Genomic DNA, 7,972 nt, shown 5'->3' on the forward strand with positions numbered 1-7,972 from the left:
GCCTTCCAGCACGCCCCTGGCCAGGCTGGCCTTGGCCTGCTGCAGCTGCTGGATCTTTTCCTCGACGCTGCCGCGGGTGATCAGCTTGTAGACGAACACCGGCTTGTCCTGGCCGATGCGATAGGCGCGGTCGCTGGCCTGGGCTTCGGCGGCCGGGTTCCACCAGGGGTCGAAGTGGATCACGGTGTCGGCCGCGGTCAGGTTCAGGCCGCTGCCGCCGGCCTTGAGGCTGATCAGGAATACCGGGAATTCCCCGGCCTGAAAGCGCTCCACCGGTGTGCGCCGGTCCTGGGTGCTGCCGGTGAGCTTGGCATAGGCGATCTTGCGCGCCTGCAGCTCCGCCTCGATCAGCGCCAGCATCGAGGTGAACTGGGAGAACAGCAGCACGCGGCGGCCTTCGTCCACCAGCTCTTCGAGCATGTCCAGCAGGGCGCTGAGCTTGCCCGAATCGGCGGCGGTCAGCTGGCTGCCGGCATCGCCCAGCAGGCGCAGGTCGCAGCAGCTCTGGCGCAGGCGCAGCAGGGCTTCGAGGATGACGATATGGCTGCGTGCCAGGCCCTGGCGGGCGATCTCGTCGCGCACCTTCTGGTCCATGGCCAGGCGCAGGGTCTCGTAGCGGTCGCGTTGCAGCTGGGTCAGCTCGACCCACTGGGTGATCTCGGTCTTCGGCGGCAGTTCGCTGGCCACCTGTTCCTTGTTGCGGCGCAGCAGGAAGGGACGGATGCGCCCATTGAGGTGAGCCAGGCGCTGGGCGTCGCCGCGTTTCTCGATGGGCGTGCGGTAATCGCGGGTGAAGGCCTTGGCATCGCCCAGCCAGCCGGGCATGAGGAAATGGAACAGCGACCACAGCTCGCCCAGGTGATTCTCCAGCGGCGTACCGGTCAGGCACAGGCGCAGATCGGCGCGCACCTGGGCGGCGGCGGTGGCGGCCTTGCTGCGCGGGTTCTTGATGTTCTGCGCCTCGTCGAGGATCAGCAGCCGATAGGCGTGCCGGTTCAGGGCCTTGAGGTCGCGTGGCAGCAGGGCATAGGTGGTGAGGATCAGGTCGTGCGCGGCGATGTCCTCGAACGCGACCTTGCGCTTGGCGCCATGCAGGGCCAGCACCCGCAGCTGCGGGGTGAAGCGCGCAGCCTCGTCCTGCCAGTTGGGAATCAGGCTGGTGGGCATGACGATCAGCGCCGGTTGCTGCAGGCGCCCGGCCTGCTTTTCGCAGAGGATATGCGCCAGGGTCTGCAGGGTCTTGCCCAGGCCCATGTCGTCGGCCAGCACGCCGCCGACGCGCAGCTCGGCCAGGGTCTGCATCCAGGTCAGGCCCTGCAGCTGATAGGGCCGCAGCTCGGCGCGCAGTCCCTGGGGTGGTGCAACCTCTCTGACCGACAGCTGCTGCAGGCGCTGGGCGAAACCGCGCAGCTCGTCGCCACCCTGCCAGCTCAGGGCCGGGCCGCTAGCCAGCTCGACCAGGCGCGCGGCATCGGCCCGGCCCAGGCGCAGTGGCAGGTGGTCCTCGCCGGGATCGCGGAAATACAGCTCGCCGAGGGTGGCCAGCAGGGGCTTCAAGCGGGCGAAGGGCAGGGCGATGCGCTTGCCGCCCTGCGGCAGGCTGACCAGCAGACGATCCTCGTCGGTGCGCTGGGCCAGCGCCTCGGGCGCCAGCAACCAGGGCGTGCGGCGAATGGCCTGGAGCAGGATCGGCAGCAGGCTCAGGCGCTGACCTTCGACTTCGATGCCCAGCTCGAGGTCGAACCAGTTCTGCTGCGGGTCTTCCTCGACCTCGGCATACCAGTCGTCCACCTCGGCCAGGTTGTACTGAAAGTCCGGACGCATGTGGACCTGCCAGCCCTCGGCGCGCAATTGCGGCAACTGCTGCTGGACGAAGTCCAGCCAGTCGCGCTCGCGCTCCAGCTCGAACGGCTCGCCGGCTTCGGCCGGCAGCGCCTCGCTCTGCCGTAGCGCCACCTGCAGGCCCAGGCTTTCCAGGCGTTTGCGCAGCGCGGCTTCCGCCGCTGCGTCACGGATCAGGCGCAGGTTGGTGTCGGCGTCCAGGCGCTTGACCAGGTCCTTGGCCGGCTTGCCGAAGACGCGATGCCCGGCATAGTCGAAGGCCAGCGCGGCGCGGTGTTGGGTCTGCTCCTGCATTCGCCCCTTGCGCGCATCGAAGTGCACCCGTACCTGGCTGCCGAGGCTCAGGACCGCGGTGGGGGCGATGCCTTCGAGGCGCTGCTCGGCCATCTCCCGGGTCGGCACCATGATTTCGGAAAGATCGCTGCCGGCACGCTGCTGCGCCTCCAGGGTGAGCAGGGCGGCGACCACGTGCTTGCAGTTGAAGCCCACCGGGCAGTTGCAGTGGCCGGTGACGCTCCACTTGCGGCCGTAGGGGTGCAGGGTGATGCGCTGCTGGTAGGTCTGCAGGCCAGAGCCGCGACAGTTGGCCAGCAGGCTGTTGTCCTTGAGGCTGAGCAGTTTGCTGCGTTTTTCCTCGGCATAGGCGAGGCCGCGACGCAGGTCGCCGGCGCCGAACTCTGAGCGCCAGTCCTCCTGACGCAACTGATGGATATCCAGGGGCATCAGCGAAGCCCCGTGGGCGGAAGTGTCTGGCGCATGAAATCGGTCGCGGCAATGCAAAGCCACAGATTTTCGCATAGCCGCGTGGCGATTAGCAGGCGCCACGGCGAGATTGCCGACGGTAGGGCGGGTGATACCCGCCGGCGCGGCTTAGCGGAAGGCCGCGCGGTACTGTCCCGGCGTCGCCCCCAGCGCCTGGCGGAAACGGTTGCTGAAATGGCTGGCGCTGGCGAAACCGCTGTCCAGGGCGATTTCGCCCAGCGGCAGCGCGGACTGACGCAGCAGTCGGCAGGCATGGGCCAGGCGGCGCGCCAGGACGTAGCGGTGCGGCGGCAGGCCGAAGCTGGCCTGGAACATGCGCGCGAAGTGGTATTCCGACAAGGCGCAGAGCGCGGCCAGTTGGCTCAGGGGCAGCGGCTCGCTCAGGTGCTGTTCGATGAAATCGCGCACGCGCCTGCGCTGCAGGGGAGCCAGGCCGCCCTTCAGACGCAGGCCCTGGCGCAGACCGACCTGATTGAGCAGGGCGTGATCGAGCAGCTCGTGGGCCAGGCTGCTGGCCAGCAGGCGCTCGCCCGGTTCCCGCCAGTCGAGCGCGCACAGGCGGCGAAAGCGCACGGCCTGCTCGGCGTCTTCGACAAAGGTCGCCTCCTGCAGCTGCAGGCTGCGCGGCTCGCGGTCGAGCAGGGCGACCGCGCCGAGGGCGAACTGCTCCTGTTCGATATAGAGGTGGGCCAGCTGGATCTCGCCATTGATGATCCAGGCCGACTGGTGCTCGGCCGGCAGAATGCACAGCTTGTCCGGGGCGCCCTTGTCGCCCGGCCGTTCGCGGCGAAAGGTGCCGGTGCCGCCGGCCAGGTAGCAGGACAGCGTATGATGGCTGGGGGCGAGGTAGTCACGGGCATCGTGGGCATTGCTCCAGCGCGCCACGGCCAGGCCATCGCCCAGCTCGGCATGGGCGTGCAGCCGCGCGTGGGGCGAGCGGCTCATGCTCTGGAAAACCTGCAGGTGTTCGAATTGCGCCATCGCATCCTCCGGGATGCGCTCATGCTACGCCTGCACGGGGGCAATGCCAGAGGCGGCGAAAAAAAAGCGCAAGTTTGCGCAAAACCGGGGTCTCAATAGCGGGAGCGCCGCTGGGTCGTGCTCCGGTTTTTTTTGCACTGCCCCAGAGGCGCACCGTCGGGACTCGGAGTATCTTGGCGGCCATTCCAACAACGCTTCGCAGCCTGGATGCCGCTCTCGATGAAATGCCTGCGTCAGTTCGCTCTTGCCGCCCTGTTCGTCTCTCCCGCTCTGCTCGCCGCCGCGCCCTCGATCGATGACCGTTCGGCCTTCATCGCCGATCTGCTGGGGCGCATGACCCTGGAGGAAAAGGTCGGGCAGCTGCGCCTGATCAGCATCGGTGGCGACATGCCGCGCGAGCGCATCGTCGAGGAGATGGCCGCCGGCCGCATCGGCGCCACCTTCAATTCGGTGGTGCGCCCGGACAACCGGCCGATGCAGGAGGCGGCGTTGCGCAGTCGCCTGGGCATCCCGGTGTTCTTCGCCTACGACATCATCCACGGTCACCGCACCACCTTTCCCATCGGCCTGGGCCTGGCCTCGAGCTGGGACATCGAGGCCATCGAGAACAGCGCGCGCATCGCCGCCCTGGAGGCCAGTGCCGACGGCCTGGACATGACCTTCGCGCCGACCGTGGACATCTCCCGCGATCCGCGCTGGGGGCGCACCTCCGAAGGCTTCGGCGAGGACCCCTACCTGGTGTCGCGCATCGCTGCCGCCATGGTGCGCGGCTTCCAGGGCAAGGACCCCAGCGACCCGCAACGCATCATGGCCAGCGTCAAGCACTTCGCCCTGTACGGCGCGGTGGAGGGCGGGCGCGATTACAACGTGGTCGACATGAGCCCGCTGCGCATGTACCAGGATTATCTGCCGCCCTATCGCGCCGCCATCGACGCCGGTGCCGGCGGGGTGATGGTGGCCCTGAATGCGGTCAACGGCGTGCCGGCCTCGGCCAACAAATGGCTGCTGGATGACCTGTTGCGCCGGCAGTGGGGCTTCAAGGGGGTGGTGCTCAGCGATCACGGCGCGATCACCGAGCTGCTGCGTCATGGCGTGGCGGCCGATGGTCGCGAGGCCGCGCGCCTGGCGATCAGCGCCGGTGTCGGCATGAGCATGGCCGACACGCTCTACGATCAGGAACTGCCGGCGCTGGTGCGTAGCGGCGCGGTCGCGCAGAGCGTGCTGGATGAAGCGGTCACCCATGTGCTGAACACCAAGTACGACCTCGGCTTGTTCCACGACCCGTTTCGCCGCATCGGCCGCGCCGAGGACGATCCAGCGGACGTCAACGCCGAGAGCCGCCTGCACCGCGCCGACGCACGGGCCATGGCGCGCGATTCGCTGGTGCTGCTGGAGAACCGTGGCGACACCCTGCCGCTGCGCAAGAACGCCACCGTGGCGCTGATCGGTCCGTTGGCCGACTCGCAGGTGGACATGCTCGGCAGCTGGTCGGCGGTCGGCGTGGCCGAGCAGGCGGTGACGCTGCGCCAGGGCATGGAGGCGGCGCTCGCCGGGCAGGGCAAGCTGCTCCATGCCGTGGGCGCCAACGTCACCGACGATGCCCGGGTCATCGATTACCTCAACCAGCTCAACTGGGACCGCCCGGAAGTGGTGCCGGACAAGCGCACGCCGCAGGCGATGCTGGACGAAGCCGTTGCCCTGGCCGCCCAGGCCGACGTGATTGTCGCCGCGGTGGGCGAGGCGCGCGGCATGTCCCACGAATCCTCCAGCCGCACCCGCCTGGATCTGCCCGATAGCCAGCAGGCCCTGCTGCGCGCCCTCAAGGCGACCGGCAAACCGCTGGTACTGGTGCTGATGAATGGCCGCCCGCTGGCGCTGGGCTGGGAGAAGGACAACGCCGATGCGATCCTGGAAACCTGGTACAGCGGCATCGAGGGCGGCCACGCCATCGCCGATGTGCTGTTCGGCGAGCACAACCCTTCGGGCAAGCTGCCGATCAGCTTCCCGCGTTCGGTCGGGCAGATTCCCACCTATTACAACCACCTGCGCCTGGGCCGCCCCTACACACCGGGCACGCCCGGCAACTACACCTCGCAATACTTCGAGGAGGCCACCGGCCCGCTCTATCCCTTCGGCTACGGCCTGAGCTACAGCGACTTCCAGCTGTCGGCGCCGAAGCTGTCCGCCGAGCGCATGCACCCGGACCAGCGCATCCGCGTCAGCGTCACGCTGAAGAACGCCGGACCACGTCCCGGGGCCACCGTGGTGCAGCTTTACCTGCATGACGAGGCCGCTTCGGTGATCCGTCCGGAGAAGGAACTCAAGGCGTTTCGCAGGGTCAAGCTTGAAGCGGGCGAGGCGCGCGAGCTGAGCTTCGAGATCGACGAAAGCATGCTGCGTTTCTTCGATGCCAGCCTGCAACACGTCAGCGAGCCGGGTGCCTTCCGGGTTCAGCTCGGGCTGGATTCGCAGGCGGTGCAGGAGGCCCGTTTCGAACTGCTGCCGCGCCCCTGAGGTGGCGGCTCTAGGAGGCGAAAATTTACCTTGGCGAGCACCTGTGCCGGAGATCACGATCTGGTAATAATGCGCAGAAACAATTCGTAGATGCGCGACGGTCTCCGTCCGGTTGGCCACTCGCATTCTGCTCGCGCTGTCTTTGCATCATTCGCCTGATTTCAAATTCGAGTAGCGGCCAGCCGTGGGTTGGTCGCTGCCTGTCAATACGTGTCGCCCTGGAGGCTGTGTGTCGATGAGTCGTGATTGTGGAGTTCGTATGGGCAGGGCCGGCAAGCTGGCCCTCGGTGTGCTTCCCCTGTTGTTCGCGGCCCAGAGCTGGGCATTCGATCTGAACGATGTGGCCATCCAGGCCCAGGCCCTCGCTGCCGAGAGTTACAACCAGCCGCAGAGCCGCCTGCCGGACGCCCTGCGCGAGCTGCCTTTCGCCGGCTACCAGAAAGTGCGCTTCCTCGAGGACAAGGCCCACTGGCGCGACGGCAAGACCCCGTTCCAGCTGTACTTCTTCCATCAGGGCATGCATTTCGATCTGCCGGTGAAGATCAACGAGGTGACCGCCAAGGGCACCCGCGAAATCAAGTACGACCCGGCGATGTTCGATTTCTCCGACCTGCAGCTCAATCGCGACGAACTCAAGGACCTGGGCTTCGCCGGCTTCAAGGTGATCCATCAGCTCAACGATGTGGGCAAGCATGACGAACTGATGAGCGTGCTCGGCGCCAGCTACTTCCGCATCGTCGGCAAGGGCCAGGTGTTCGGTCTTTCCGCGCGCGGCCTGGCGATCGACACTGCGTTGCCGTCCGGCGAGGAGTTCCCGCGCTTCACCGAGTTCTGGATCGAGAAGCCGCAGCCCGACCGCCGCAGCCTGGTGATCTACGCGCTGCTCGACTCGCCGCGCGCCACCGGCGCCTACCGCATGGAAATCAAGCCCGGCCGCGACAGCGTGCTGGATGTGCAGGCCAAGGTGTACCTGCGCGAAAACGTCGAGAAGCTGGGTATCGCGCCGCTGACCAGCATGTACCTGTTCGGTGCCAACCAGCCCTGGCCGCGTCCCAACTACCGCCCGCAGCTGCACGACTCCGACGGCCTGGCCATTGCCGCCGGCAACGGCGAATGGATCTGGCGTCCCTTGAACAACCCGCAGCGCCTCAACGTGAGCAGCTACCGCATCGACAACCCGCGCGGCTTCGGCCTGATGCAGCGCGGCCGCGACTTCAACCAGTATCAGGACCTCGACGACCGCTACGAGCTGCGCCCCAGCGGCTGGGTGGAAACCGTCGGCGACTGGGGCGCGGGCCACGTCGAGCTGGTGGAGATTCCCACCCCCGACGAAACCAACGACAACATCGTCGCCCTGTGGCGCCCCGAGAAGCTGCCGGCGCCGGGCGAGGCGCTGGATGTGGCCTATCGCCTACACTTCAGCCGTGACGACGCCGGGCTGCACGACCCGAAGCTGGCCATGGTCAGCCAGACCCGTCTGTCCGAGGGCGACATCAAACAGGCCAACCTCATCCGTCAGGCCGATGGCAGCACCGCCCTGGTGGTGGACTTCGTCGGCGAGGAATTGGCCAAGCGCCCGGCGGATTCCGCGCCGCAGGTGCAGGTCAGCGTCGACGACAACGGCGAGCTGGTAGAAGACAGCCTGCGCTACAACCCGGTGAGCAAGGGCTGGCGCCTGATGCTGCGGGTCAAGGTCAAGGATCAGGCGCGTCCGGTGGAGATGCGTGCAGCCCTGGTCGAGGATGGCAAACCCCTGTCGGAAACCTGGAGCTACCAGTTGCCTGCCCATGAATAACTCCCTCGACGCTACGCTGATTCAGGACTATATCGGCGAGCTGCCGCTCGATCAGCAGCGGCAGCAGGACCTGGCCCG

General features: G+C 67.3%; 4 protein-coding genes. 2 read left to right on the forward strand and 2 right to left on the reverse strand.

The window, feature by feature from the left end; translation table 11 throughout:
* On the reverse strand, positions 1 to 2,565 hold a 2,565-nt coding region (locus N7333_RS23070; RefSeq protein ID WP_279859439.1), incomplete at its 3' end, for a DEAD/DEAH box helicase.
* Positions 2,566 to 2,712: 147 nt separating this feature from the next.
* On the reverse strand, positions 2,713 to 3,585 hold the full coding sequence (locus N7333_RS23075; RefSeq protein ID WP_129481639.1) for an AraC family transcriptional regulator: 873 nt from the start codon (positions 3,583 to 3,585) through the stop codon (positions 2,713 to 2,715).
* Positions 3,586 to 3,804: 219 nt separating this feature from the next.
* On the opposite strand from N7333_RS23075, the gene bglX reads away from it, so the two are divergent.
* A complete protein-coding gene (gene bglX, locus N7333_RS23080) occupies positions 3,805 to 6,099 on the forward strand; it encodes a beta-glucosidase BglX (RefSeq protein ID WP_177491003.1) in 2,295 nt (764 codons plus the stop codon).
* A gap of 259 nt (positions 6,100 to 6,358) precedes the next feature.
* On the forward strand, positions 6,359 to 7,894 hold the full coding sequence (locus N7333_RS23085) for a glucan biosynthesis protein G (RefSeq protein WP_148118758.1): 1,536 nt from the start codon (positions 6,359 to 6,361) through the stop codon (positions 7,892 to 7,894).
* The last annotated feature ends 78 nt before the right edge of the window (positions 7,895 to 7,972 follow it).

The organism is Pseudomonas sp. GD04158 (assembly GCF_029834875.1).
Lineage (GTDB): Bacteria > Pseudomonadota > Gammaproteobacteria > Pseudomonadales > Pseudomonadaceae > Aquipseudomonas > Aquipseudomonas hydrolytica.